The sequence below is a fragment of the Kribbella pittospori genome, from assembly GCF_004331465.1.
Lineage (GTDB): Bacteria > Actinomycetota > Actinomycetes > Propionibacteriales > Kribbellaceae > Kribbella > Kribbella pittospori.
In genome coordinates this window covers 20,689-45,294 of record NZ_SJKB01000013.1, presented here as the reverse complement: position 1 = coordinate 45,294, position 24,606 = coordinate 20,689, and the positions used below count along the sequence as shown (strand labels likewise).

General features: G+C 68.2%; 27 protein-coding genes and 2 tRNA genes. 16 read left to right on the top strand and 13 right to left on the bottom strand.

Features of this window, described 5'->3' with window-relative positions; genetic code table 11:
* Window positions 1-10: 10 nt before the first annotated feature.
* From E0H73_RS33650 to E0H73_RS33640, 3 genes are read right to left on the bottom strand one after another with little or no spacing between them, the layout of a single operon-like run.
* Window positions 11-568 carry a hypothetical protein gene (locus E0H73_RS33650; RefSeq protein WP_131363245.1) on the bottom strand — a complete coding sequence of 186 codons (558 nt, stop codon included), beginning with the start codon at window positions 566-568 and terminating at the stop codon, window positions 11-13.
* Between the two features lie 2 nt (window positions 569-570).
* The gene (locus tag E0H73_RS33645) at window positions 571-1,164 is read right to left on the bottom strand and encodes a type 2 periplasmic-binding domain-containing protein (protein WP_131363243.1); all 594 of its coding nucleotides are present in this window, start codon (window positions 1,162-1,164) and stop codon (window positions 571-573) included.
* Window positions 1,161-1,796 carry a hypothetical protein gene (locus tag E0H73_RS33640; protein WP_131363241.1) on the bottom strand — a complete coding sequence of 212 codons (636 nt, stop codon included), beginning with the start codon at window positions 1,794-1,796 and terminating at the stop codon, window positions 1,161-1,163. Before E0H73_RS33640 ends, E0H73_RS33645 begins: the two co-directional genes overlap by 4 nt.
* Window positions 1,797-2,248: 452 nt before the next feature.
* Here E0H73_RS33640 and gyrB point away from each other — a divergent pair, with 452 nt between their 5' ends.
* The 7 genes from gyrB (at window position 2,249) to E0H73_RS33610 (ending at window position 9,199) form a co-directional block, all read left to right on the top strand.
* A complete protein-coding gene (gyrB, locus tag E0H73_RS33635; RefSeq protein WP_131363508.1) occupies window positions 2,249-4,225 on the top strand; it encodes a DNA topoisomerase (ATP-hydrolyzing) subunit B in 1,977 nt (658 codons plus the stop codon).
* Between the two features lie 81 nt (window positions 4,226-4,306).
* Window positions 4,307-6,988: a DNA gyrase subunit A gene (gyrA, locus tag E0H73_RS33630; RefSeq protein WP_131363239.1), complete on the top strand. Its 2,682-nt coding sequence runs from the start codon at window positions 4,307-4,309 to the stop codon at window positions 6,986-6,988.
* Window positions 6,988-7,926, top strand: a complete 939-nt coding sequence (locus tag E0H73_RS33625; protein ID WP_131363237.1) for a DUF3566 domain-containing protein — start codon at window positions 6,988-6,990, stop codon at window positions 7,924-7,926. Before gyrA ends, E0H73_RS33625 begins: the two co-directional genes overlap by 1 nt.
* A gap of 108 nt (window positions 7,927-8,034) precedes the next feature.
* Window positions 8,035-8,111, top strand: a tRNA-Ile gene (locus tag E0H73_RS33620).
* A gap of 33 nt (window positions 8,112-8,144) precedes the next feature.
* Window positions 8,145-8,276 (top strand): DLW-39 family protein, encoded by a 132-nt coding sequence (locus tag E0H73_RS47525; protein ID WP_238164442.1) that lies wholly within the window; start codon window positions 8,145-8,147, stop codon window positions 8,274-8,276.
* 13 nt (window positions 8,277-8,289) lie between these two features.
* A tRNA-Ala gene (locus E0H73_RS33615) sits at window positions 8,290-8,365 on the top strand.
* 270 nt (window positions 8,366-8,635) lie between these two features.
* A complete protein-coding gene (locus tag E0H73_RS33610; RefSeq protein WP_131363235.1) occupies window positions 8,636-9,199 on the top strand; it encodes a GNAT family N-acetyltransferase in 564 nt (187 codons plus the stop codon).
* Window positions 9,200-9,340: 141 nt separating this feature from the next.
* Here E0H73_RS33610 and E0H73_RS33605 read toward each other — a convergent pair whose 3' ends face one another.
* The 3 genes from E0H73_RS33605 to E0H73_RS33595 all read right to left on the bottom strand — a co-directional run bounded on the left by E0H73_RS33605 (window position 9,341) and on the right by E0H73_RS33595 (window position 10,518).
* On the bottom strand, window positions 9,341-9,925 hold the full coding sequence (locus tag E0H73_RS33605) for an META domain-containing protein (protein WP_131363233.1): 585 nt from the start codon (window positions 9,923-9,925) through the stop codon (window positions 9,341-9,343).
* Window positions 9,883-10,101 (bottom strand): hypothetical protein, encoded by a 219-nt coding sequence (locus E0H73_RS33600; protein WP_131363232.1) that lies wholly within the window; start codon window positions 10,099-10,101, stop codon window positions 9,883-9,885. Before E0H73_RS33600 ends, E0H73_RS33605 begins: the two co-directional genes overlap by 43 nt.
* 72 nt (window positions 10,102-10,173) lie before the next feature.
* Window positions 10,174-10,518, bottom strand: coding sequence for a ClpX C4-type zinc finger protein (locus E0H73_RS33595; protein WP_165555925.1), 345 nt, complete (start codon window positions 10,516-10,518; stop codon window positions 10,174-10,176).
* 111 nt (window positions 10,519-10,629) lie between these two features.
* Here E0H73_RS33595 and E0H73_RS33590 point away from each other — a divergent pair, with 111 nt between their 5' ends.
* Complete coding sequence (locus E0H73_RS33590; protein ID WP_131363230.1) at window positions 10,630-11,466, top strand: class I SAM-dependent methyltransferase; 837 nt, start codon at window positions 10,630-10,632, stop codon at window positions 11,464-11,466.
* On the opposite strand, the gene E0H73_RS33585 is transcribed toward E0H73_RS33590, so the two are convergent.
* Window positions 11,448-12,038, bottom strand: a complete 591-nt coding sequence (locus E0H73_RS33585) for a dihydrofolate reductase family protein (RefSeq protein WP_131363228.1) — start codon at window positions 12,036-12,038, stop codon at window positions 11,448-11,450. The two genes, E0H73_RS33590 and E0H73_RS33585, sit on opposite strands and share 19 nt — an antisense overlap.
* The gene (locus E0H73_RS33580; RefSeq protein WP_131363226.1) at window positions 12,035-12,841 is read right to left on the bottom strand and encodes a metalloregulator ArsR/SmtB family transcription factor; all 807 of its coding nucleotides are present in this window, start codon (window positions 12,839-12,841) and stop codon (window positions 12,035-12,037) included. Before E0H73_RS33580 ends, E0H73_RS33585 begins: the two co-directional genes overlap by 4 nt.
* Window positions 12,842-12,924: 83 nt before the next feature.
* On the opposite strand from E0H73_RS33580, the gene E0H73_RS33575 reads away from it, so the two are divergent.
* Window positions 12,925-13,398 (top strand): GyrI-like domain-containing protein, encoded by a 474-nt coding sequence (locus E0H73_RS33575; RefSeq protein WP_238164441.1) that lies wholly within the window; start codon window positions 12,925-12,927, stop codon window positions 13,396-13,398.
* Window positions 13,399-13,423: 25 nt separating this feature from the next.
* Here E0H73_RS33575 and E0H73_RS33570 read toward each other — a convergent pair whose 3' ends face one another.
* The gene (locus tag E0H73_RS33570; protein WP_131363222.1) at window positions 13,424-13,927 is read right to left on the bottom strand and encodes a nitroreductase family deazaflavin-dependent oxidoreductase; all 504 of its coding nucleotides are present in this window, start codon (window positions 13,925-13,927) and stop codon (window positions 13,424-13,426) included.
* Window positions 13,928-13,983: 56 nt separating this feature from the next.
* Here E0H73_RS33570 and E0H73_RS33565 point away from each other — a divergent pair, with 56 nt between their 5' ends.
* From E0H73_RS33565 to E0H73_RS33550, 4 genes are all read left to right on the top strand, one after another.
* Window positions 13,984-14,781, top strand: a complete 798-nt coding sequence (locus E0H73_RS33565; RefSeq protein WP_131363220.1) for an LLM class flavin-dependent oxidoreductase — start codon at window positions 13,984-13,986, stop codon at window positions 14,779-14,781.
* A 42-nt stretch (window positions 14,782-14,823) separates the two neighbouring features.
* Window positions 14,824-15,462 (top strand): SDR family NAD(P)-dependent oxidoreductase, encoded by a 639-nt coding sequence (locus E0H73_RS33560; protein WP_131363218.1) that lies wholly within the window; start codon window positions 14,824-14,826, stop codon window positions 15,460-15,462.
* 93 nt (window positions 15,463-15,555) lie between these two features.
* Window positions 15,556-16,167 carry an FMN-binding negative transcriptional regulator gene (locus E0H73_RS33555; protein WP_131363216.1) on the top strand — a complete coding sequence of 204 codons (612 nt, stop codon included), beginning with the start codon at window positions 15,556-15,558 and terminating at the stop codon, window positions 16,165-16,167.
* A gap of 415 nt (window positions 16,168-16,582) precedes the next feature.
* Window positions 16,583-17,227 (top strand): VanZ family protein, encoded by a 645-nt coding sequence (locus E0H73_RS33550; RefSeq protein WP_165555924.1) that lies wholly within the window; start codon window positions 16,583-16,585, stop codon window positions 17,225-17,227.
* Window positions 17,228-17,306: 79 nt separating this feature from the next.
* Here E0H73_RS33550 and E0H73_RS33545 read toward each other — a convergent pair whose 3' ends face one another.
* Window positions 17,307-17,912, bottom strand: coding sequence for a pentapeptide repeat-containing protein (locus E0H73_RS33545; RefSeq protein ID WP_131363212.1), 606 nt, complete (start codon window positions 17,910-17,912; stop codon window positions 17,307-17,309).
* A 150-nt stretch (window positions 17,913-18,062) separates the two neighbouring features.
* Between E0H73_RS33545 and E0H73_RS33540 the strand changes: the two genes are divergently transcribed.
* Both E0H73_RS33540 and E0H73_RS33535 read left to right on the top strand, forming a co-directional pair.
* Complete coding sequence (locus E0H73_RS33540; RefSeq protein WP_238164440.1) at window positions 18,063-18,950, top strand: NAD-dependent epimerase/dehydratase family protein; 888 nt, start codon at window positions 18,063-18,065, stop codon at window positions 18,948-18,950.
* Between the two features lie 39 nt (window positions 18,951-18,989).
* Window positions 18,990-19,748, top strand: coding sequence for a protein phosphatase 2C domain-containing protein (locus E0H73_RS33535; RefSeq protein ID WP_131363210.1), 759 nt, complete (start codon window positions 18,990-18,992; stop codon window positions 19,746-19,748).
* Window positions 19,749-19,757: 9 nt separating this feature from the next.
* On the opposite strand, the gene E0H73_RS33530 is transcribed toward E0H73_RS33535, so the two are convergent.
* The 3 genes from E0H73_RS33530 to E0H73_RS33520 are packed head-to-tail and all read right to left on the bottom strand — an operon-like array spanning window position 19,758 to window position 22,913.
* On the bottom strand, window positions 19,758-20,678 hold the full coding sequence (locus tag E0H73_RS33530) for a DUF4328 domain-containing protein (protein ID WP_131363208.1): 921 nt from the start codon (window positions 20,676-20,678) through the stop codon (window positions 19,758-19,760).
* A 43-nt stretch (window positions 20,679-20,721) separates the two neighbouring features.
* Window positions 20,722-22,254 carry a glycerol-3-phosphate dehydrogenase/oxidase gene (locus E0H73_RS33525; protein ID WP_238164439.1) on the bottom strand — a complete coding sequence of 511 codons (1,533 nt, stop codon included), beginning with the start codon at window positions 22,252-22,254 and terminating at the stop codon, window positions 20,722-20,724.
* Window positions 22,255-22,292: 38 nt separating this feature from the next.
* Window positions 22,293-22,913 carry a TetR/AcrR family transcriptional regulator gene (locus E0H73_RS33520; protein ID WP_131363205.1) on the bottom strand — a complete coding sequence of 207 codons (621 nt, stop codon included), beginning with the start codon at window positions 22,911-22,913 and terminating at the stop codon, window positions 22,293-22,295.
* 118 nt (window positions 22,914-23,031) lie between these two features.
* On the opposite strand from E0H73_RS33520, the gene E0H73_RS33515 reads away from it, so the two are divergent.
* Window positions 23,032-24,591 (top strand): FAD-binding oxidoreductase, encoded by a 1,560-nt coding sequence (locus tag E0H73_RS33515; protein ID WP_131363204.1) that lies wholly within the window; start codon window positions 23,032-23,034, stop codon window positions 24,589-24,591.
* Window positions 24,592-24,606 lie beyond the last annotated feature (15 nt).

Here is a 24,606-nt window from a genome sequence, read left to right as displayed (position 1 = left end):
TCGGCTGACCTCAGGGAGTGAGGATGACGCGCCGGCGCTCCTCCAGGTTCTGTACGACGACGCCGGTCAGGTGCGGGACTGCCGACTCAGGGACGACGTACACCCCGGCGAGCAACCCCGGCTTGTTCCGGTAGAACGGCTGGTCCTCGTTCGTGCAGTACGTCGGCAGCGCGAACTTGAACGGCTGCTTGGTCTGCCAGAGGTTGCCGCGGTCGTCGCGCAGGTTGGCCGAGCAGCTGAAGCCGTTCTCCTTCATGTACAGGCCGTCGAGCGGCTTCACGGTCATCTTCGCGACCACGATGACCGAGCCGGCCGGCCTGTCGTCGAGCGAGATCTCCTCGCCCTCGTCGTTGACGAGGGTGGTGTAGGTCTCCAGCGAGTCCAGCTTCCACTCGACGTTGCCGATCGTCACCGGGCCCTGTTTGACCACCTCGGTGACCCGGCCCTCGTCGAACAACTCCTCGTCGTTGTCGATGTAGTCCCGCAGCATCAGGAACGAACTCGTCGACAGCAGCGCGAGCATCAAGGCGAGCTGTACACCCCACCGGACCGCGCGGTGCCTGGTCATCTTCACGCCACCCTCACCTCGCGGTTCCCGAACACGTACTGCGCCTCGGCTCCGTCGACGAGCCGCTGAGCCACCTCTTCACTCGGGATGCCGAGGTCGACGTCGATGGCGACGTACAGGACGTTGTACAGCGGCGCGGGATCGAGCCGTAGCGTCAGGCCCTTCAGATCCGACGGGTTGACCTCGAAGACGACGGCGCCGATCTGGGCGAACCCGGGATCCGGGAAGTCGACGCCGGACTCGGTGACGCCGAGCGGCCGGTAGATGGTGCCGCCGTCGGCACGCAGCGTCGGGTTGGCCGACAGCGGCTCCGTGACTCCGCGGACGGCGTCCCACTCGAGCGCGATGAACACGCCGTCGGTCTCGACCGGCTCGTCGTCCTCACTGGCGCCGCTCTCCAGCACCGTCTTGGCGAACTTCATCCGGGTGATGGTCACCGACGAGTCGCCGTACGGAAGCTTCTCGCCGATCGTGCCGTGCACGACCTCCATGTTCTGCTTCTCGTACACGTGGTCCGGAGTGGCGAGCCGGGTCAGTCCACCGAGCAGGATGAACAGGACACCGACCAGGACGGTGGCGGGGCGATACAGCTTCACTTCTTCTCCCCGTTGTCGACGACGACGGTCGGCTTGACCTGGACCACCGCATCCGCCTCCGGCTGCTGCCAGTACGGGTCCTCGTTCGCGCCGAGGAAGCCTTGGTCGGACTCGAACCGCTCGCCGAGGACGCCGATCTCGACCATGTCCGCGGTGAAGTCCGGCGGTACTTCGAACTTGGTGACGCAACTGACCGGCGGGAGACCGAAGACCACGACCCAGCCCAGCTGTCCACGGCAGGTCGCCCCGTTGGACTCGACCAGATCCTTGCCGTCGCCGGGTACCAGGCGGAGCAGCCGGCCGTCGAGGGAGTCGCTGGTGTCCTGTTCGTCGTCCATGTTCTTCAGGTCGAAGTACACCAGCAGCTCGGCCTCGGCCGGCGAGTACTCCTTCTTCGGGTGCTGGACGATCTCGGCCTTGGTGAAGTTGTACTCCCACTTGCCGGACGTCACCGTCACCGGCGCGGTCAGCGTCGGCACGGTCCGGCCCTTCTTCTCCTTCCACCCACCGGTGGCCAGGACGATCAGGGCCAGGACGACGACGAGGGCGATCGCGATCAGCCACTTGCGCCGATGCCGGTGGATCACCCGCTCCGCGATCATGGCGTCGATGACGTCGTCGAGACTTTCCACGGCAGCGATCCTAAGGGCGATGGGGGTGCGCGACGGACCGCCTCGTCCACGCTCGCCCCAGTCCGTTGAACCGGTCTGTACCGGTGCGGATCGTCTCGGTTCCCAGACGGTCAGTGGTGAACCGGCCGGAGGCCACTGAGCGGCCTTGAGCGCTTTCAGGCACCCCACCCGCGAGAGGGGACATGGAAAGGAGGGCGAAAAGACGCCCTGACCCGAGTTTCAGGCGCCTGGTGGCAGGTTCTGCTTCGGTCGACAGGTAAGATAGAGCCTGTAGAGCGAGCCGCGCCTCTGACAACACTGTAGGGGGCGGCTTCCACTGTGCAGCGATGCCTCGCGAACGCGGGGTCCGAGGAGGACAACCACCGGTGACCGACGAGCCGACCGAGATCGACGCCAACCAGTCCGCCGACCCCATCGGCACCGTCGCACCCGACAGCGGTGAACTTCCCGCGATGCTCGACGCGATCCCGTCGAACGTCGTGGACCGCGAGTACGACGCGAGTGCGATCCAGGTCCTGGAGGGTCTGGACGCGGTCCGGAAGCGTCCAGGGATGTACATCGGGTCCACCGGTGAGCGTGGTCTGCACCATCTCGTCACCGAGGTGGTCGACAACGCCGTGGACGAGGCGATGGCCGGGTACGGCGACCGCATCGTCGTGACCCTGCTGCCCGACGGCGCCGTCAGCGTCGAGGACAACGGCCGCGGTATCCCGGTCGACATCGTCGAGTCCGAGGGCAAGCCGGCCGTCACCGTCGTACTGACGGTCCTGCACGCCGGCGGCAAGTTCGGCGGCGGTGGGTACAAGGTCTCCGGCGGTCTGCACGGTGTCGGTGTCTCCGTGGTGAACGCGCTGTCCACCAAGCTCCGCGTCGACGTGAAGCTGAAGGGCAAGCTGTACACGCAGTCCTTCACCCACGGCGTCCCGGACGAGGACCTCGCCGAGATCGGTACGTCGGACTCGAACGGGACCACTGTGACGTTCTGGGCCGACCCGGACGTGTTCGAGACCACGACGTACTCCTACGAGACGCTGACCACCCGGTTCCGCGAGATGGCCTTCCTGAACAAGGGCCTGGAGATCGTGATCCGGGACGAGCGTCCGGATCACACCGAGGACGGCCACCCGGTCGAGCAGTCCTTCAAGGCCGACAACGGCCTGGTCGACTACGTGAAGTACCTGACCGGCATCCGCGAGACCGTGCACCGCGACGTGATCTCGTTCGAGGCCGCGGCCAACGGTGAGAACAGCATGAGCCTCGAGGTCGCGCTGCAGTGGAGCGGCTCGTTCCAGGAGTCCGTGCACACCTTCGCGAACGCGATCAACACCCACGAGGGTGGGACGCACGAGGAAGGCTTCCGGGCCGCGCTCACCTCGCTGGTCAACTCGTTCGGCGAGGACCAGGGCATGATCAAGAAGAAGGAGGACCGGCTCACCGGTGACGACATCCGGGAGGGCCTGACCGCGATCATCTCGGTCAAGCTCGCCGAGCCGCAGTTCGAGGGCCAGACCAAGACCAAGCTCGGCAACACCGAGGTCAAGGGTTTCGTCCAGCGGGTCGTGAACGACCGGCTCGGCGCCTGGTTCGAGCAGAACCCGCAGGAGGGTCGCGAGATCATCCGCAAGGCGACCGCCGCGGCGAGCGCCCGGATCGCGGCCCGCAAGGCGCGCGACCTGGCTCGCAACCGCAAGGGTCTACTGGGTGGCGGCGGTCTGCCCGGCAAGTTGGCCGACTGCCAGTCGACCAACCCGGAGGAGTGCGAGGTCTACATCGTCGAGGGTGACTCGGCCGGTGGCTCGGCGAAGGGCGGCCGGGATCCGAAGTTCCAGGCCATCCTGCCGATCCGCGGCAAGATCCTGAACGTCGAGAAGGCCCGGATCGACAAGGTCCTGCAGAACAACGAGGTCCAGGCGATCATCTCCGCCCTCGGGACCGGCATCCACGAGGACTTCGACGAGGACAAGCTCCGCTACCACAAGATCGTGATCATGGCCGACGCCGATGTCGACGGCCAGCACATCCGGACGCTGCTGCTGACGCTGCTGTTCCGGTTCATGCGGCCGCTGATCGAGCGCGGGCACGTGTACGCCGCACAGCCGCCGCTGTACAAGATCCGCTGGAGCAACCACGCCGACGAGCTCGCGTACACCGACCGCGAGCGCGACGGACTGCTCGAGGCCGGCGCCGAGGCCGGCCGGAAGCTGCCCAAGGAGAACCCGATCCAGCGCTACAAGGGTCTGGGCGAGATGAACGCGAACGAGCTGTGGGAGACCACGATGGACCCCGCGAACCGGGTGCTGCTGCAGATCACCCTGGACGACGCGGTCCGCGCCGACGAGACGTTCCAGACGCTGATGGGCGACGACATCGAGGCGCGGCGCAGTTTCATCCAGCGCAACGCCAAGGACGTTCGCTTCCTCGACATCTGATGGATCCGTGGCCCGTTGCCCCGGGCCACGATCCACTGGCGCCATCGACCGACGTACTGACTTGAACGGGACGAGCTTTTCATGACCGAGACCCCCACCACTCCGGGCCACGACCGGGTCGAGCCACTCGACCTGCAGACCGAGATGCAGCAGTCGTACCTCGACTATGCGATGGCGGTCATCGTCGGCCGCGCACTGCCCGAGGTCCGCGACGGCCTGAAGCCGGTGCACCGCCGCATCCTCTACGCGATGTACGACGGCGGCTACCGGCCGGACCGTGGTTTCAACAAGTGTTCTCGCGTCGTCGGTGACGTGATGGGTCAGTACCACCCGCACGGCGACTCGGCGATCTACGACACCCTGGTCCGGCTGGCGCAGCCGTGGGTGATGCGGGCGCCGCTGATCCAGGGCCAGGGCAACTTCGGTTCCCCGGGCAACGACCCGGCGGCCGCGATGCGGTACACCGAGTGCCGGATGGCGCCGCTGGCCATGGAGATGGTCCGCGACATCGACCAGGACACGGTCGACTTCCGGCCCAACTACGACGGCAAGTCGCAGGAGCCGGTGATCCTGCCGGCCCGTTTCCCGAACCTGCTGGTGAACGGCTCGTCCGGTATCGCGGTCGGGATGGCGACGCAGATCCCGCCGCACAACCTGCGCGAGGTCGCGGCCGCGGTCGACTGGGCGCTGGCGCACCCGGACGCGACCCCGGAGGAGCTGCTCGACGCCTGCCTGCAGCACATCAAGGGCCCGGACTTCCCGAACGGCGCGCTGATCGTCGGCTACAAGGGCATCGACGACGCCTACCGCACCGGTCGCGGTTCGGTCACCATGCGCGCGGTCGTCGACATCGAGGAGGACTCGAAGGGCCGCACCAGCCTGGTCGTCACCGAGCTGCCGTACATGGTCAACCCGGACAACCTGGCGCAGAAGATCGCCGAGCTGGTGAACACCGGCAAGGTGAACGGCATCGCCGACATCCGCGACGACAGCTCGTCGCGGACCGGGCAGCGGCTCGTGATCGTGCTGAAGCGGGATGCCCAGCCGCGCGTCGTACTGAACAACCTCTACAAGCACACGCAGCTGCAGGACACCTTCGGCTGCAACATGCTCGCGCTGGTCGACGGCGTACCGCGCACGCTCAGCGTGAACCTGTTCATCAGCCACTGGATCGACCACCAGATCGAGGTCATCCAGCGGCGGACCCGATTCCGCCTGCGTGAGGCCGAGAAGAACGCGCACATCTACCGCGGCTACGTGAAGGCGCTGGACGCCCTCGACGAGGTGATCGCGCTGATCCGGCGCAGCCCCGACGTCGACGAGGCCCGCACCGGCCTGATCGAGCTGCTGGAGATCGACGAGATCCAGGCCCAGGCGATCCTGGACATGCAGCTGCGCCGGCTGGCCGCACTGGAACGGCAGAAGATCATCGAGCGGTTGCAGGAGCTCGAGGCGATCATCGCCGACCTCGAGGACATCCTGGCCAGCCCGGAGCGGCAGCGGTCGATCGTCAAGGACGAGCTCGCCGAGATCGTCGACAAGTACGGCGACGAGCGGCGTACCGAGATCATCGCGGCCGACGGCGACCTGTCGGTGCAGGACCTGGTGCCGGACGAGGACGTCGTCGTCACCATCACCCGTGGCGGGTACGCGAAGCGGACCAAGACCGACCTGTACCGGACCCAGAACCGTGGCGGCAAGGGCGTCCGCGGCGCTGCCCTACGGGCAGAGGACGAGATCAGCCACTTCTTCGCCACCACGAACCACCACTGGATGCTGTTCTTCACCACCAAGGGCCGGGTCTACCGGGCCAAGGTGTGGCAGCTGCCCGAGTCGGCCCGGGACGCGAAGGGCTCGCATGTGGCGGGTCTGCTCTCGTTCCAGCCGGACGAGCAGATCGCGCAGGTACTGACGCTGCGCGACTACGAGCAGTCCGACTATCTGGTGCTCGCGACCAAGAGGGGCCTGGTCAAGAAGACCGCGCTGACCGACTACGACTCGGCCCGGCAGAGCGGCATCATCGCGGTGAACTTCCGCGAGGAGGACGACGAGCTGATCGGCGCCGACCTGGCCACCGCCGAGGACGACCTGCTGCTGGTGTCCCGCAAGGGCCAGTCGATCCGCTTCACCGCGAACGACGAGCAGCTCCGCCCGATGGGCCGGGCCACCTCCGGCGTGACCGGGATGAAGTTCCGCTCCGGCGACGAGCTGCTCTCGATGTCGGTGATCCGGGCCGGCGCCGACGAGGAGACGCAGTACGTCTTCACCGTCACCGACGCCGGGTACGCCAAGCGCAGCCGGGTCTCGGAGTACCGCCAGCAGGGCCGCGGCGGCCTCGGCATCAAGGCGGTCAAGCTGAACGACGAGCGCGGTTCGCTGGTCGGCGCGATCATCGTGGTCGCCGAGGACCAGGTGCTGGCGATCAAGGCCAGCGGCCAGGTCGTCCGCAGCCGGGTCGACAGCGTGCCGGTGAAGGGCCGCGACACGATGGGCGTCCGGTTCGCCGGCGTCGGCGAGTCCGACGCGGTGGTCGCAATCGCCCGGAACACCGATCTGACCGTGAACGGCGATCTCGACGGCGATCTCGACGGCGAGGTATCGGACCCGGCCGAAGCGGGTACACCCTCCGAAGGTGCCCAGGATGTGGACGGATCGACAACCGAATCCACCCCTGAGGGCGTCAACAATGGTGACCAGCGTTCGACGGACGTCGACGGCGCGGCTACCGTCGAAGACGACGAAGCCGGCCAGGAGGGTGACTGATGACCAACCGCGCGAGGCCGACATGGCCAGACGGTGCGGCGGACAGCTCCAAGACCCAGCGGCCGGCGCAGGGCCGGGAGCAGTCCACCCCACCGGCCGACCCGGCCTCCAACGGTCGTTCCAACGGCCAGCCGAGAACAGGTGCTCCGAACGGCCAGCGGGCCAGTGAGTACCGGCCGCAGCAGCGACCCGGCTCAGCGCCGGGTGCCGCTCCACTGCCTGGCCAGACCGCTCGGCCGCCTCAGCAGCAGCCGGTCCGCCCGCAGCAGCAGCGCCCGGGCCAGGTAGCGCCCGGTCCGAGTACGCCGGGCCGCCCTGAGCCCTGGTCCCCCGGTGCGACGGGTGCACCGCGAGCCACCGGGCCGGCGGCAGCGTCGTACGGGTTGACCGAGGAGCCGGCCAAGACCGAGACGTTGGGTGACCGGCTCAGCGCCGCGCGTCAGGCGGTGCTCGACAAGGCTGCGTCGGTCTCGCCGGTTTCGTCGGGGAAGACCGCCAAGCCGGACAAGACCGAGAGCAGGCTCGCGGCCAAGACCCAGAAGACGCCGAAGGCATCGCACCGGCCGCAGACCCGCAAGGCCCGGCTGCGGATGTCCCGGATCGACCCGTGGTCGGTGATGAAGACGGCGTTCCTGCTGTCGATCGCGTTCGGCATCGTCACCTGGGTCGCGGTGTTCATCGTCTGGTCCGCGATCGGCGCGGCCGGGGTGTTCGACAACATCAACAACACGGTCCAGGAAGTTCTGGGTACGCCGACCGCCGAACCGTTCCGGATCGAGAACTACATCAACACCGGAAAGGTGATGGGATTCACCACGCTGCTGGCGTGTGCCGACGTACTCATCATCACCGCGCTCGCGACGCTCGGATCCTTCCTCTACAACATCGCCGCCACGCTGCTCGGCGGCCTCGAAGTCACGCTGGCGTCGGAGGACTGACGGCGTACCTTCGTCTCCGGTCGGGCCCCGCGCGGGCCTGACCGGAACCGGTTTGGGAGAGGGGCACTTGGTGCGGTAATCTCTCCCGGGTTCGATCCCGCAGAACGCGGGCCTATAGCTCAGACGGTTAGAGCGCTGCCCTGATAAGGCAGAGGTCACTGGTTCAAGTCCAGTTAGGCCCACCATCCCCATGGCGAACCCCGATCCGAGGAGTCCCGGTGCCGAAAAAGATTCTGTTGGTGCTGGTCGCCTGCATCGGTGGATACTTCGCCTACAAGAAGACCCAGCAGTCCCGCGCCGAGAAGGACCTCTGGGCCGAGGCCGTCGACCCGGTCACCCCGGGCCGCTGACCAATACCCCCACGGGGGCGTAGCTCAACTGGCAGAGCACTGCCTTTGCAAGGCAGGGGTTAGGGGTTCAAGTCCCCTCGTCTCCACCACACGAAAGGCCGGTCTCCACTGGGAGACCGGCCTTTCGCGTATCTCCCCCACGCGCCCGCTACGCGCGCTCCTGTCGTCGCGTGCTGCGCAGTCGCTCCCACCCCGCCCGTTCCTTGCTTGCGCCGGACTCCTTCGTCGCCCGGCTTGTGACTGCGGCAGGCTGCCGCCCCTCAGAACCCAGGTATGGGCTTCGCCTGCCCGCCCGACGAGAGAGGCCCTTCACGGTAAATGTGTTGCGGCGCGTGCCGTGAGACTAGAACCCTGAGGACGTGCAGACGAACATCGACTTCTGCGAGTATGCCGACGACCATCTGCCGGAGGTTCTCAAGGCGCAGGTCCTGTCGTTCTTGCGCATCACCTGGCCGGACGGATTCACCGGACCGAACCGGTTCCGTGATTGGACCTCTCATCCGGACCTGAGGCCTCACCACCTGCTGTACGCGGCTGGGTCTCAGCTCGTGAGCCACCTGGAGATCATCACTACGACCGTCTCGGTTGACGAAGAGCAGTACGTCGTGCAGAGCCCGACAGCGGTGCTGACTTTCCCTGCCTTTCGAGGTGAGGGCTGGGCCGGACGGCTGGTTGCCGCTGCGGTTGCCCGCATCGACGCCGGCCAGGCAGACGTGGGGGTCCTGACGTGTGGCCCCCACCTTGTCGAGTTCTACAGTCGAGCCGGCTGGGAGCTTGCGCCCGGTGCGACGATCGTGGCCGGAGAGGACGGGAGTACCTGGGTCTCCGATGACGTCCTCCTGACACGATCGGTCGGTCCTCGCAGCGCGGCATTCAAAGCCTCCCTGCGCGAGCACCCACTGCGCGCAGCCGACGAGTGGTAACCCTGCCCTCAACTGAAAGCCGAGCTCGACCGGTCGCGGCCCTGTCGTCCGCCACCCGAGACATCAGCTCCGACCGGGGCCTGCGCCAGCCTTCCAAGCAGGACAACCAAACCCAGCGTTGTGCAGGACTTTGACCTCAGCTCAGCGGACTGCGGTGAGGTCGAGGCCGGTTCCGGTGGGGGTCAGCAGGGTCAGGCAGTTGTGGTCGATGGTGTAGGTGACATCGGCCCTGAGGGTGGTCAGGATCGCGGTCTCCACCTCGGCGGTTTCCCCTGTGCAGGCGCGGTCGGTGGTGACGACGTCCGTGAAGGTCAGCGCTGTGCTGGTGCGGGTGACGGTGCCGGAGAGTTCGTTGCAACCGGTCCAGCCGGTCAGACGTTCGCCGTCGAAGGTGACCCATGCCGCCTCGGCGCGATGGTGGTGACGGCGGAGGTCGCCGTCCTTGATGATGACGGTGTCCACCTTCCACCTGGTCCCGTCGAGTGGGAAGTCGTGTTCGGCGATCTTTCTGTCCAGCAGACTGATCGTCGTACCGGCTGATGTGAGGGTGAGCTGGTCGCCGTTCAGATGCCAGCTGGGCTTGCTGACCAGAAATGAGGTCAACCATTCGTCCTGGGCGTGGAGTGGCGGTTCGCAGCCCTGTTGGGTCGTGAAGTATCCGTCGATCCACAACCTGCCGTCGGTCAGTAACTCACCGGCGCGGCGTCCGCACCGATCCTGTTGCACCCGGCGTAGGCGTTGAGGGTGTCATAGCCGCGCGGGCCCTCCTCGTTCGGGTTGGGCACTTTCGCGAACTCCAGCCGGATGCGGGTGTTCGCGACCAACTGCTTGGGACTGCCATCCTCCGTCACCGCGGTCGACAGATAGGTCTTGCCCATCGGTGAACCGGTCGGTCCGACCATGCCCGGCTCCTCTCCCATTCGGTGTTCACTGTTGATGTCCTAGCCCGCTCGCCCTCCGTGCCCTGACGGGAGCTATTCCTCGTTGGAGAAGCGTTCCCAGGCTGATTGGCGGGTGGTGCCTAGGGACTCGCCGATTTTGGCCCAGGTGACGGAGCGGGTGCGGAGGAGTTGGACGCGATCGTGGACGGCGGCTTCGACCTGATTGCGGGAGGCGTCGAGTTGGACCATCTCGGCCAGGAGTTCGTCGTTGGTCTTGCCGTCGAGTGGCGGGAATGTCGTCATGGGTTGCCCGCCGATGAGTTGTTCACACAGGACGACGCACTCGTTGCAGATGAACGCGCCAGGGCCGGCGATGAGCCGGCTCACCTCATCCTTGGCCTTCCCGCAGAACGAGCAACGCATCACGTTGTCCGGCATGATGCTCTCCCAATCTGTCAGGACCACCCTGACATGTCTGTCAGGTTAGGCCTGACAACCTCGACACGTCAACGGGTGACACCGGAGCCCGAGGTCGTCATGGTGGGCTGCATGACGGACGAGAACGCGGATCTTGAGGTGAACAGGCAGTTGTGGGATCGGCTGACCGAGGTCCACACGACCGGAGAGTCGGCGTACTACGACATCGACGGACTTCTCGCGGGCCGGTCGTCGCTGACCTCGATCGTGCGGTCGGAGGTCGGGCCGGTCGGCGGTCTGGATCTGCTGCATCTGCAGTGCCACTTCGGGCTCGACACGCTGTCGTTCGCGCGAGAAGGCGCGCGGGTGACCGGCGTGGACTTCTCGCCGGCCGCGGTTGAGTTCGCGCGAGGGCTGGCTTCCCGGGCGGGCCTTGCGGCGACCTTCGTCCAGGCGGACGCCCAGGAGTTGCCGGAGGAGTTGGACGGCCGGTTCGACCTGGTATTCGCGTCGTACGGATCGCTGTGCTGGATCGCGTCGCTGGACGCGTGGTTCGGCGGCGCGGCTCGCGTACTGCGCCCCGGCGGCAGACTCGTTGTGGTCGAGGTGCATCCGTTGATGCTGATGGTCGACGCGGTGGCACCGGTGGCGTTCGGTACGGCGTACCTCGGCGGCGCCGCCCAGGTCGATCAGTGGGAGGGGACGTACGCCGGTGGAGACGTGCCCATCTCGCAACCGTCGGTCGGGTATCCGCACGGCCTGGGCGAGATCGTCACTGCAGCGGTCCGCGCGGGCCTCGCCGTCGACGACCTCACCGAGTACCTCCGCGACGAACAAGAACATCGTTCAGGTGTGCTCGTCCGCGACCCCGACGGCTGGTACCGCCTCCCCATCGGCGGCCAGGACCTCCCAGTCACCTACTCCCTCCGAGCAACCAAGCCCGGCTTGGGTCAGCGGGTGCGGTTGTAGATGAGGGCCAGTTCGCCTAGGTCGCCGGTTTCTTGGTGGGTGAGGGTCCATTTGGAGGCGGGGAGGCTGTTGTCGAAGAGGCGGTCGCCGTCGCCGGCTATTTCGGGGGTGATGATCAGGTAGAGGCGGTCGAGGAGGTCGGCGGCCAGGAGGGCCTTGATGACGGTGGTGCTGTTGTTGACGAGGATGTCGCCTTCGCCGGCGGACTTGAGTTCGGTGACGACGTCGGCGGTGGGCGCGTTGACGATGCGGGTGCGCTCCCAGGGGGCCTCGGTCAGCGTGGTCGAGAGGACGACCTTTTCGGTGTCGCGGAGCCACTTCGCGTAGCCGCGATCGCGCGGGTCGGCGGTCTCGTCGTCGGCGAGCGGCGGCCAGTAGCCCATGAAGCCCTCGGCGTTCACTCGGCCGAGCAGTGCTGTCGTCGCGCCTTCCCAGATGCGGGTGAGGTGGTCGCGAGCGACGTCGGTGACGGCGTACGGGACGATCGCGCCGAGATCGCCGGGGCCGCCGGGACCGTTGTACCGCCCGTCGAGGGTGAGGCTGATGTTGGCTCGTACCTTGCGTTCACTCATCTGTCTGCTCCCTTGTCGTTGATGCGGTTGGTGAGGTTGTCGAGGACCTGACCCCAGCCGGTCGCGATGCCGGCGATGTACGGGACGGCGTCGACGGTCGTCTCGTTGATGCGTACGTCGACCTGCAGCCGGGTGCCCTCGGGGACCGCTGCGAACCGCACGTCGTACTCGCTGTGAAAGGAGACCGCGTCGGAGTCGTCCAGCAACCTCAGATCGAAGACGAGATGTGAGGCTTCGTCAGCGGTGTGGACGTGTCCGCGCGAGCGGTAGAGCTGCTCGCCGTCGCGGTAGTCGAGGACCGCGCGGCCGCCCGGCTCCGGCTCGAGGATGCAGTCGGCGATCGTGACGGACGGCGGCGCCCACCAGTTTGCGAGCAGGTCCGGATCGACCCAGTGCTGCCAGACGACCTCCGGGGCCACGGCCAGGAAGCGCTCGAACGAGAAGGTCCGTCCGTCCGCCCAGCGTTCCCGGTCCGCGATCGCGGACTCGGCGTCGATGGAGGCCCGGTGGCGCGCGATCACGACTCGGTCGCCCGCGTGCGCCTCGATCGCTCCGACCAGTTCACCGAGTCGGCGTTCGAAGGACCGCAGTGGTGCGGCCTCGAGCGCGTAGACACGGCGTTGCCCGAGCGGGGTTACCGTGACGAGGCCGGCCCGGCCGAGGGTCTGGAGATGCTTGGTGGTCTGCGGCTGGCGCAGGCCGGTCAGCTCGGCCAGTTCCCCGACGGACCGCGGCCGCTCGGCGAGCAGCTCGACGATGCGCCACCGCGCGCCGTCGCCGAGAGCTGATGCGATCTGGTCCATGCCTCGAAGTATTCACTATAGAGAATATTCCTGTCAATGAATATCTCAGGATTCTTGACCCTGCCCTTGGGTGAGGGGTGAGGATGACGCACATGATGGTGCGGAGGTCACTACTCGCGCAGCCGGTGCTGCGTATCCGCGCCGTCTGGGATTCGACGGATCCGGAGTCGGGCGCGGGAGTGGACCTGGAGGAGATCCGCCGCGTGCGCGAGGCACAACAGTTGGAGCAGGCCGGCTCGCCGTACATCTGTGTTGGCGAGCCGGACGATGCCGGCCTGGTCCGAGGCGAGGGCGTCGTACCGGTTGATCGCCTCGGTACGGCGATGGGACGCGTCGAGGCGATCGTGCAGCCTGCCACCGAGGCCGTGTCGGTCGTGTACCGCGACAACATTCACCTGACCGCAGGCCAGGCCGTTGTCCAGCACCTCATCCAGCAGACAGACGAGGCCGGCCTGATCCGGGTCGGGCTACCGCGCTGGATTTACCACACCAACCCCACCTGGAACCTGCTGCCTGACGACCATCTGATCGAAGTGCTCTGGCCGGTGGAGGGTTAAGGGACCTGGTGCGGCGTCGATCGCGTCACGGTGTGCGGCGGTCGAGGACGAAGGCTTCGATGTGGCGGCTGCCGGCTCGGACCTCGTAGTTGCGCCAGCCGGGGTAGTAGGCGAGGCCGGCGGACCAGATCTCGTCGCGTTCGGCGGGGGTCGCCAGCCGGGCGCGGACCGGATGAGCGGTGCCGTCGACGGAGACCTCGGCGTCGGGGTTGGCCTTCAGGTTGTAGTACCAAGCGGGATGCGTCGCCTGGCCCCAATTCGAGGCGATCAGGCCGAGGAAGGCGCCGTACGGTACGCCGAGCACAGGCACGCACCGCGGTTGCCCGGTCTTGGCGCCGGTTGTGGTCAGAAGAACCGTCGGTACGCCGAAGAGGACGCCGGCTACTGTCTTGCGGCCCTTCGTAGCCCGCGCCAGTGCGCGATCGAGATGGTGCGCCGTACGGCTGAAGAACCAGGCCCCCGTGCTGCTCGCGGCGAAGGTGCGCAGCGACTTCTGGACGCGGTTGGCGTCGGCGAACACCGAGGTCATGCCCCAGCATCCCACGGCACTGGAATAGCGGCCGAGAGGGACGAGTTGCGGCAGGTATGGGACTTGAGTTCGGAGTGATCCTGCCGACGTCCACGCCGGATCCGTCGCGGCCGATCCTGGGCGACGTACGAGAGAGCGCCCGGTTCGCGGAGGAGATCGGGCTGGATTCCGTGTGGTCCACGGATCATCTGATCGCGAGTGGGCCGATGCTGGACAGCTCGGTCGTGCTGGCGACCGCGGCGGCTGTGACGGAGCGGATCACGGTCGGTTTCAACGTGATGTTGCTGGCGCTGCGGCCAGTGGCGTGGGCGGCGAAGCAGGTGAACACGCTGCAATTGGTGTCGGGCAACAGGCTCGTTCTCGGTGTGGGGACGGGGAATCCGGCCCACGGTGACATCGGCTGGCGGGCAGCGGGCGTGGAGTTCGCGGATCGCGGCCGGCTCACCGACGAGGCATTGAAGGTGCTGCCGGATCTGATCGCCGGACGATCCGCGGTGCTCGCGGACGGGCTCGAGGCCAAGCTCGCACCGGGGTCCGCAGTACCCCCGATCGTTGTCGCGGGCAACGGTAAGCCGGCCATACGCCGGGCCGCCCGGTACGGCGACGGGTGGGCGACGATCGCGATGTCGCCGACGGAGGTCCGGGCGAACCTTGCCCAGATCAACAAACTCGCCGCGGACCACAACCGTCCGCCGCTGAAGGCGACCGTCGTCGCGCCGCAGCTCGACGCCGACCCGTCGCGCGCGGCCGACCAACTGCAGGCCTACGCCGCAGCCGGCGCCGAACGCGTGATCTTCGCGCCCTCCGGCGACTGGCGCCGCGACTACGAGTTCGCCGCCAAACTCCGAGCCTGACCATTTGACTCTGACATTGATGTCAGGTCGTACGGTCGACGCATGGCAGGAGTGGTGATTGTCGGAGTCGGGCCGGGGATCGGCGTCGCGGTGGCGAAGCGGTTCGTGCGGGAGGGAATGAGTGCCGGGCTGATCGCGCGGTCGGAGCAGACGCTGAAGGCCGCGGCCGATGCGCTGCCGGGTGCCGAGGTGTTCACGGTGACCGCTGACAGCACGGACGAGGTCGGCCTGCGGGCCGCGCTCGATCGAGTGGCCGAGGAGTACGGCGTACCGGATGTGGTCGTCTACAACGCCGCGATCATCCAGCCGGACGCGGTCGGCGATCTGACCGCGCGGGAGCACCTGGACGCGTGGGCGGTCAACGTGGTCGGTGCGATCACCACCGCGGCGCACGTCGTACCGGCGATGGCGGAGCGCGGCAGCGGCACGTTCATCATCACCGGCGGGATGCCCGAGCCGAAGTTGGACTACGCCAGCCTGTCGCTGGGCAAGGCCGGCGTCCGCACGCTGGTGACATTGCTCGACCAGCAGTACGGCGCCTCGGGCGTCCACGCGGCCACCGTCACGGTCGCCGGAGGGGTTGCACCGGGTGGGGCGTGGGACCCGGACGGCATCGCCGAGCAGTACTGGCGACTGCACATCCAGCCGCGCGCCGAGTGGACGCACGAAGTCCTGCACTGAGTGGCCTGGGCGAAGCCTGACCGGAATGGACCTGTCGCCGGGCGGCCGGCGCCAGGGAGACTGAGGGTGTTCGCCACCGACAAGGATCCCTGCATGTATGTTCCCGCGCACTTTGCCGCCGACGACGAGGCGGTGCACGAACTGCTCGCCCGCCACCGCGCCGCCGACCTGGTGACCATGACACCGGACGGACTGGTGGCGACCATGCTGCCGTTCATCTACGACCGCTCCAGGAACGTCCTGCTCGGGCACTTCGCCCGCAACAACGATCATTGGAAGCAGCCCGTGCTCGGGGACGCGCTAGTGATCGTGCGCGGGCCGGACGCGTACGTCTCGCCGGCCTGGTACGCCTCCAAGCGCGAACATGGCCGAGTGGTCCCGACCTGGAACTACATCACCGCCCACGTGCACGGGACGATGACCGTGTACGACGACCCGGCCTGGGTCGAGAACGTCGTACGGCGGTTGTCCGATCTGCACGAGGCGGGCCGGGCGGAGCCGTGGTCGGTGGACGATGCGCCGGAGAAGTTCGTCAGCGGGCAGTTGCGGGCGATCGTCGGCGTGGAGATCGCGATCAAGCGGATCGAGGCGAAGTTCAAGCTCAGCCAGAACCGGCCGGAGGCGGACGTCGACGGGGTGATCACCGGCCTCACGGCCGACGGCGAAGAGGCCACGGCCACCGCCGTCGCCCAATACCGCCGCTAACCCGGAGGCTTCAGGAGACCACGGTTGTACGCCGCAGCCCGCAGCGCAGCCGCCGCCCGCGGCTCCTCCAGTTCCACTGTTATCTCCGCTTGCTTTCCCTTGATCTCCATACCCCACCGTCGCGCGCTGCACCCCTCCCCCACATCGCTCACCCGGCCCGACCCGACTCAACCGATCGGTTGATCCTGGCTCCACCGCGAGCGGGCCGCCGACGACCGTGGAGCAAATGATCGTTGCCTAGAGCACCTTCCTTCCGTGACAGTTTGTGCACGGATTGTCACGGACTGTTTGCGGGTGCGTGCAGATGTCCGGACCCCTCTGGCGAGCGTGGGATCGGACGACAGATCGTCTGATGTGGAAGAGATCGACGAGAAAGCGTTCGAGTCAGCCGGTCGACCACGGGAGGGTCCGACGAGTGCTCGAGACTTATCGCGGCATCCCACACCTACTGGACACCTGGCTCGTGCTGACCGGCATGGCACTGCCGGTCGCGCTCTCGTCGTTGCGGCGGCCGGGGGATCTGGTCCCTCGGCTGGCGGCCTTCTGCCTGCCGGCAGCGCTCGCTCTGGTCCTGGCGGCGACGCTCAGCCCGACCGCGCACCGGCTGGGGAGCGTCGGCCAGTGCGGAACGCACCTGGCCACCACCGGCGGTCTCACCTCGCTCCAGGGCCTGCTCAACGTCCTGCTGTTCGTGCCGACAGCCGGAATGCTGGCGCTCGCCAGCGGACGCCCGGTCGACGGACTCGCCGCCGGCATCGGGCTGTCCGCGTCGGTGGAGGCGGTTCAGGCGCTGATCCCCCAGCTCGGCCGCTCCTGCCAGTTGCATGACCTGATCGCGAACACGCTGGGCACCTTCGCCGGCGTCGGCCTGGTCGCCGGTCTGCAGACGCTGACCCGCTCGAGCCGCCTGGTCACCGGTCCGTACGTCGTCGAGCACGCCGCGATGATCGTCGTCCGCGGGCGCCAACCGGCCCGGCACCGCCGTGGCCGACTCGTCCCGCGGCCGATTCAGGTGGCGAAACCGCCCACCGGCTTCCGGGCGGCGGCGCGGGCCCGGTGAGGACACGCCGAATACTTATCCACAGGCTGTGGATGAAAACGGGGGATAACTACGCGACTACGCGGAGATATCCACAGGCTCAGGGGCGTACGTCCAGCCCGAGGGAGGTCGCAATGACCATCGCCTGGGTGATGTCCACCCGTGCGTCCTTCAGCTCGACCGTGAGCGGGTCGAGCGTGGACAGGTCGGATCCGCGCAGATCGGCCCCGGTGAAGTCGGCCCGATGCAGCGATGCGCCCGACAGGTCGAGATCCCGCAGTACGGCCTTCCCCGCCCGTACGCCGGTCAGGTCCGCCTCACGGAACTTCGTGCCGGTGAACTCGGTCCCGCGCAGGTCCTCACCCGGCAGCCCCGCGAACGACCAGTCGCCGCCCGACACCTTCAGCAGGTTGTAGGTGCAGTCGTCGAAGCAGCTGCCGAGCAGCTTGCACCCGGTGAACGTGGCGTCGAACAGCGAGCACCGGACGAAGGTGCAGTTCACGAACGCCGCGTCGGTGTGGGTGGAGGCGTTGAACCTGACCCCGCGGAACGTGCACTCCTGGAACGTCCCGCCCCGGTTCTCCAGCTCGGTGAAGTCGCTGTCGATGAACAGCACCCGCTCGTACGTCTGCCCGGACGGATCGGCGTCGTCCCAGTCCCGGATCGTCGACTCCGTCGGCACTGGCACGTGCCCTCGGTCTGCCATCGCTCACCCTCCACCCGCTCGCCGGAGCCCCCACCCTGCCACGCCGTACCGACACCCGTGTACGCCGAGATGACCAGCCACGACCTAGTTGTGATGGTGACGAGGGCCAACGTTCAGCCCACCGACAAATACGGGCCGCACGATGGAAGCGTGACCGGAACTGAGCGGGTGATGGTGTTCGGCGCGGGAGGTTTCCTCGGCGCCAGGATCTGCGCACTGCTCGCCGACCGCGGGGTGGAGCACCGTGGTCTGAGCCGGAGCCGGGGTGAGCCACACCGGCTGTGCGACCTGGCCACGATGCACTCCTATGCGCTGGACACGCAGATCGGCATGTACAAGCCGACGGTGGTCATCAACGCGGCCGGCGCCACACTCGGTGAGCCGGCGACTCTGGTCCGTGCGAACGTCACGGCCGTCGAGGCGCTCCTCGCCTCGGTCCGGGACAACGCCAGCCACGCGCGGTTCGTCCAGCTCGGGTCGGCCGCCGAGTACGGCGGTGCCTCGCACGGCACCAGCCAGGACGAGCAGGGTGAGCCCCGCCCGGCCGGTCCGTACGGCCTCACCAAGCTGGCCGGCTCCGAACTGGTTCTCCGCGCCCAGCGCAACGGCGCGGATGCCGTTGTACTCCGGATCTTCGACGTGATCGGGCCCGGTGCGCCTGAGAGCACGCTCACTGGCCGGGTGATCCGGGATCTGCGCGGCCGGCAGTTGATCGAGGTCGGGTCGCTGGACGTGTGGCGGGACTTTGTCGATGTGCGGGACGTGGCTGAGGCGGTGGTCATTGTCGTTCTCACGGACGTCAAGGTGCCGCCGGTGCTGAACGTCGGGACCGGGCGGGCGGTGCTGGCGCGGGACGTGGCCGGTCAGCTGTTCGAGCTGAGCGGTCAGCCGGCGCGGATCGTCGAGGACATCCACGACGGCACACCGGTGGTCGCCTGGCAGCAGGCGGACACAACCTTGATCGGCAAGCACCTCGGCTGGTCGCCGAAGATCTCCCTCGACCAGTCCCTCACCGACAGCTGGGCCGCCCAGCCCTAGCCAGCCGCGGCCGTTCGGGTGGGAAGGGAGAATGGGTGGGTGGAGATTCGCTCGATCAGTCTGCCTGCGCCGGATCGGCGACCGCCCGCAGTGAACGAGGACCTCGTACTGACCGGACCTGACTTCGCCGTCGTGCTCGACGGTGCGACTGCCGGGCAAGGCATCGACTCCGGCTGCCGGCACACGGTCGCCTGGCTGGTCGCTCAGTTGGCCCGCGAGCTCGCCGTACCGCTCCTCTCGCGGTCGTCCGCACCGCTGCCCGAGGTGCTGGCCGACGCGATCGTGGCCGTCTGCGCCGTGCACGCCGGCACCTGTGACCTCACCAACCCGGACAGTCCGTCGTCCACAGTCGCGATGTTCCGCGCCGGGCCGGATCACGTCGAACACCTGGTCCTGGCCGATTCGCCTCTGGTCGTGCAGGCCCCGGATGGAGCGATCACCGTTCACAGCGACAACCGCGTCGACCTCCTGCCGGAGTACACGTTCGAGGCGGTCCGCCGGCTCCGCAACCAGCCGGGTGGGTTCTGGGCCGCGAGCACCGAGCCCAAGGCGGCGTACGAGGCGCTCACCGGTACGACGGATCGCGGGGACGTCGAGTTGATCGCCGTACTGAGTGACGGAGCGGCGCGGTACACCGAGCGCTACGGGCACTCGTGGGAGGACCTGCTCGACCTGCTCGAGACGGAAGGCCCGGCGACGCTGGTCGACCGCGTCTGGACGTACGACGAGGCGGCGCATCCGGACACCTTCCGCGGCAAGCGGTACGACGACGCCACCGCCGTACTGTGTCGACTCTAGAGTTCGGCTCTAGGGCGGCGGTCGGTAGGACGGGAACGTCGGGCCGGGGTTGGTGTAGCGCGGCGCGTACTGCGGAGGCGGCGGTGGCGCCATGGCAACCGGCGGAAGGGCGACCTGGTCGTGCTGCCATCGGCTGACGCGGAGCAGCAACACTGACGCGGCCACCCCCGCTGCAATGAGCAGGACCGTCGCGATGGTGAAGCCGATGTTGACGCCCAGCGCGACCCGGACCATGAAATCCTGCAGATCGTAGATATCGACGTACTCACCGGTCGCGTCGGCAGCATCGGCCGCGTCGACCAGGCGGACGATCCACACGATGAAGCCGATCAGCGCGACCCCGCCACCGCCGACCAGGATCACCCAGAACCCGGTCCACGCCGCCCACCAGCCGTACAGCAGCCCGCGCATCTCGCCGGTCCGCGACGCACCCGGCTGGTCCCGCGGCTCACTCGCGGCGACCACGTCCTCGACGATCCGCAACGGGTACCAGAACTGCACGATCGGGCAGAACCACGACCCGATGACCCAGCCCTGCACGAGCCGATGCGGCCTCAGGTCCGACGGCTTCGGGCCGAACGGCGAGGTGATGAAGTCGGTGTTCTCGCGGGCCTGCCAGAGCCACAGGATGAAGATGATGGCCGTGCCGAGCAGCAGGTAGCCGACCAGGTCGAGCAGCGGGCCGCTGCCGGCGATCGAGCGGACGCCGCGGTCGATCTCCTCCTCGGAGAGCAAGCCGTACACGAACCGCTTCACGTCGTCGTACGAGCGCCAGAGCAGGACCGACTGGATCACCGCGGCGACACAGGTCAGCCCCATCAGCACGATGCTGACCTGCGCGATCCGCCGCAACGGCCGATAACGCGGCGGTGGCGCCGGGTACGGCATCGGCTGATACGGCCCCGGCTGGTACGGATACGGCTGCGACACCTGTCCACCTCCCCGCAGCCAAGCTAGCTCAGCCCTGGGAGAGTCACACGGCCGCGAACGCCTCCCGGACCGCGGGCAGCGCCAGCTCCCGGTCCGCCGCGGACAGCCCGATCCGCGTCCGCCGGTCCAGTACGTCGTCCTCCGTCAGTGCGCCTTCATGCCGAACCGCGAACAGCAGCTCGGCGTACGTCGTCCGCAGCCCCGGCGCGATCGGCTCCTGCGACCCCGGCGCTCCGGCGATCACCTCCGGCGCCTCCACGCCGTACCGCTGGACGAACCGCGACGGCGCCCGCACGGCCGCCAACCTGACGCGGTCGGCCGCCCCCACCAGCGGGATCCGGTGCGTCAGGCACGGCCGTCGTACTGCGAGATCGGACTGGTCGAGGGCGGCGTCGAGCGCGTCCTGCGCCATCCGCCGGTACGTCGTGAGCTTCCCGCCGACGATCGTCACCAGTCCGTCCGCACCGGTGATCACCGCGTGCCGCCGGGAGATGTCCGCGGTCTTGTGCTCGCCGTTGTGGTGTCCGGTGTCGAGCAGCGGCCGGAGTCCGGCGTACGTCCCGAGCAGGTCGGCCCGGGTCAGCGGCGTCTGCACCGCATGGCTGATGGTGTCCAGCAAGAAGTCGATCTCCGCCTCGGTCGCCCGCGGTACGTCGCTCACCGGACCGGGCGCGTCCTCGTCGGTCAGCCCGACGTACACCCGGTCGTCCGGCGCCGGGATCGCCATCACGACCCGGCGCAACTGACCCGGCACCGGCACGGTCAGTACGGCGGACAGCCCGCCGAACGCGGACTGCGGGAAGACCAGATGCGTCCCCCGGCTCGGGCGCAGTTTGATGCCGGAGGCAACCTGATCGGCCCAGATCCCGGCCGCGTTGATCACCGCCGACGCGTCCACCTGCAGCCGGTGCCCGGTCAGCTGATCGACCAGTACGGCGCCTCGGCCGGTCACCTCGGTCGCCGCGACCCGGGTGAGCACGCGAGCGCCGTACTGCGCCGCGGTCCGGGCGATCGCGACCACGAGCCGGGCGTCGTCGTACAACTGCCCGTCCCAGGTCAGGAAGCCGCCGCGCATGCCGTCCGGCCGCAGCGTCGGCGCGTACCGCAGGATCTCCGCCGAGCTGACCCGGCGCGAGTGCGGCAGGTAGTCGTCGCTGGTCCGCGCGAACGTGCGCAGGACGTCGCCGCCCAGGAAGGCACCACGCAGCAACGCCGCCTGCGCGAACTTTGCCTGTGGCAACCATGGCGCGACCTGCGGGACCGGGTGGACCAGATGCGGCGCCGTCGTCTTCATCAGGATGCCGCGCTCGACCGCGCTCTCGTAGGCAATGCCCACGTGGCCCGATGCCAGGTAGCGCAGACCGCCGTGCACGAGCTTCGAGCTCCACCGGCTGGTGCCGAACGCCAGATCGTGCTTCTCCACCAGGGCGACGGACAGTCCGCGGGCAGCCGCGTCGAGAGCGACGCCGGCACCGGTCACTCCGCCGCCGATGACCAGGACGTCGACCTTGCCGGTGGTCTCCAGCCAGTCCAGCTCGCGGGCACGGCGAGCCGCGTTCAAGCTGGCATTGCCCACGGTGCTGAATGGCTTCCCCGCCCCACCGCCCCGGTCGATCATGGCGCCAGATACCTGGTGAGCATCTCCCGGAGCTGCTCGTCGAGCATCGAGTACTCGTCCTTGGCGGCCATCACCGGACCGGACACCGCCGAGGCAAGGGACACGAGGATGATCTGCCGAGCCAGCCACATCGGGTCGCCGGTCCGGATCGAGCCATCCGCCTGCCCCGCCTTGATGCCCTCCTCGACCAGCGCCAGGTGGGCGACCGTGCTGCTGCCACGGCGCTCGAGCAGGTACGGCGTGAGGAACTCCGGATCGAGCTCGATGATCTTCCGCATCAGCGGATGCACCCGGGTCTTCGCGACCACCTCGACCACGCCCTCGACGAGCCGGGACCGACCGTCGGCCGCGTCCGGCTGGAACGCGGACATCAGCGCGGTGGTCCACTCCCGAGTCATCAGCGCCGCGACCACGGCCTGCACGTTCGGCCAGCGGCGGTAGAGCGTCGCGCGCGAAACCTCCGCGTGCCGGGCGATGTCGGCCATCGTCATCCGGCGCATCCCGATCGCCAGCAGCAGCTCATAGGCCGCGTCCAGGATCCGTTCCTCGCCGATCGCGTTCGCGGGCGCCGGACGCGCGCTGGTCTCCGGCTCTTGGTCGCTGCTACGCTGAGACATCACACGTCAGAGTGTATCAGCGACTCTGCCGTCCCGGAACTGTCCGTGGGAGGTGGGAGCCAGGGGGTTCCACCTCCCACGGACGCTACCTCGCAGGTGCACCGAAAGGGAGCCCACCTTGACCGAATCGGACCTCCCTGTTGTGCAACTCACGCCGGGACGCTGGGGCGATCCGGCCCACCCCGTCGACCTCCCCGCCGCGGCCGTGGATGCGTTGAAGCATCTCGGCGTACGACGCCCTGCCGCGGGTCCCGTGGACCCGGTGGACCGGCCCGGGCTGACGGCCGAGCAGCTGAGCTTCCTGGCCGGAGTGGTCGGGGCCGAGCATGTGACCACGGACCTGGACTCCCGGTGGGCCCACACCCGCGGCTACTCCACTCCGGATCTGCTGCGGCACCGTGCCGGCGACACGTCGGACATGCCGGACGCGGTGGTGTACCCAGGGAGCCACGACGAGGTGCTCGCAGTGCTGGCGGCGTGCTCGGACCACAACCTGGCGGTGGTGCCGTCCTCCGGCGGTACGTCGGTGGTGGGAGGGCTGGCGGCGTCACGGCGCTTCGTCACCGTGGATCTGCGGCGACTGGACCAACTCGTCGAGGTCGATGAGGTGTCGCGGACCGCCACACTGCAGGCCGGCGTGCGCGGTCCGGCGGCCGAGTCGCTGCTCGCCGACCGCGGCTACACGCTGGGCCACTTTCCACAGTCCTATGAGGGCGCGAGCATTGGCGGCTATGCGGCGGCGCGGTCGAGTGGGCAGTCCTCGGCCGGGTACGGGCGGTTCGACCAGATGGTGGTCGGGCTGACGCTGGCGACTCCGCGCGGGACCGTGGAGCTCGGCCGCGCGCCGATGTCCGCGGCCGGTCCGGATCTGCGGCAGTTGGTGCTCGGGTCCGAAGGCGCGTTCGGGATCATCACGTCGGTCGTCGTACGGATCCGGCCGCGACCGACCGAGCGGCACTTCGAGGGCTGGCGGTTCGAGAACTTCGAGGCTGGGCTGACCGCGATCCGCCGGCTGGCGCAGGACGGGCCGTTGCCGACCGTACTGCGGTTGTCCGACGAAGCGGAGACCGCGGTGAACCTCGCGGATCCGGATGTGCTCGGCGGCGGGACGGGCGGCGTACTCGCGATTGTTGGGTTCGACGGTCCGTACACACAGGCGACGGCAGATGTGCTGACCGCAGCCGGTGGGCAGAACGTCGGCGAAGGGCCTGGCGAGACCTGGCGGGTCGGCCGCTACCGGGCGCCGTACTTGCGGGATCCCTTGCTGGACGAAGGGGCGTTGGTCGAGACGCTCGAGACCGCAGCGTTCTGGTCCAAGGTGCCCGCACTTAAGGCCGCCGTCACCGGGGCACTTGTGAGCTCCCTGACCGACCAAGGCACTCCGCCGTTAGTGCTGTGCCATGTCTCGCACGTCTACGACACCGGTGCTTCCCTCTACTTCACTGTCATCTCCGCGCAGACCCACGATCCCATCGGCCAATGGCGTACGGCGAAAGCCGCGGCCAGCCAGGCGATCGCGGCTGCCGGCGGAACGATCAGCCACCACCACGGCGTGGGCACCGACCATCGAGAGGCCTACGCCGAGGAGATCGGCCCGCTGGCAGTCGAAGCTCTCCGGGCCGTCAAGCAGGTGCTCGATCCCAGCCACGTCCTCAATCCAGGGATCCTCTTGACCTGAAGTCGACTTGAAGTA